The following is a 590-nucleotide window of genomic DNA, read 5'->3' as shown; positions in this document are numbered from 1 at the left end:
TGGGCGGGGTTCGAGCTAATTGGCTAATGCCTCAACAGCTTGCTGTACCGAGGTAAAGTGAATTTTGATGATGCATCTTTGTGCGAGACTAAACTCATGCGACTGGATGAGTGACGTAACTTCCTCGACGGACAGAGTGCGTTCTTCCGGTTGTAAAACGGTGGTGTTCGAATCGTTATATTGCAACCCGAACGTGTTGCCATTTGAGTCAATTACGTAATCATCTGGCCCCCAAATGAGCGCTTCGCATTCGGAATCAAGATCGGCATGAGAACGCAAATAGATAAGTTCATCGTCGCCATCGAGTTTCAATAAACATGGCCATGTAACCATGGGGCCTCCGGTGTAGTGGCTAAAATTGTTTCAATGTCTGAAAGGGCAAGGTGAGCGCTGGCATTCAAGGTGTTGACCTTAAACCGCAGTCAAAAATTACGTGTGTTGAGCAATAATCGAAAACAGCTCGTCAACCGTTCTTGCCACGTAATCTGGTTGCACGCTCCAATGCTCTGGCATCGCGCCGCTGTACGCTGCTGCAACGGCAATCACTTTACTTTGGCCACCCAACTGCTGTTCGATGTTGCGTGCGAATT

The 590-nt window shown here is 48.3% G+C and carries 1 protein-coding gene and 1 pseudogene; both read right to left on the bottom strand.

Annotation, left to right across the window (positions count from 1 at the left end; translation table 11 throughout):
* Window positions 1–15: 15 nt before the first annotated feature.
* Window positions 16–333: a DUF4144 domain-containing protein gene (locus R7E78_RS28540; protein WP_005460842.1), complete on the bottom strand. Its 318-nt coding sequence runs from the start codon at window positions 331–333 to the stop codon at window positions 16–18.
* Between the two features lie 96 nt (window positions 334–429).
* A pseudogene (locus R7E78_RS28535) lies at window positions 430–590 on the bottom strand (HAD family hydrolase); the annotation flags it as partial.

It is taken from the genome of Vibrio sp. YT-19(2023) (assembly GCF_033337395.1).
The sequence above is the reverse complement of the archived record's forward strand: the minus strand, read 5'-3'. Positions and strand labels throughout refer to the sequence as shown.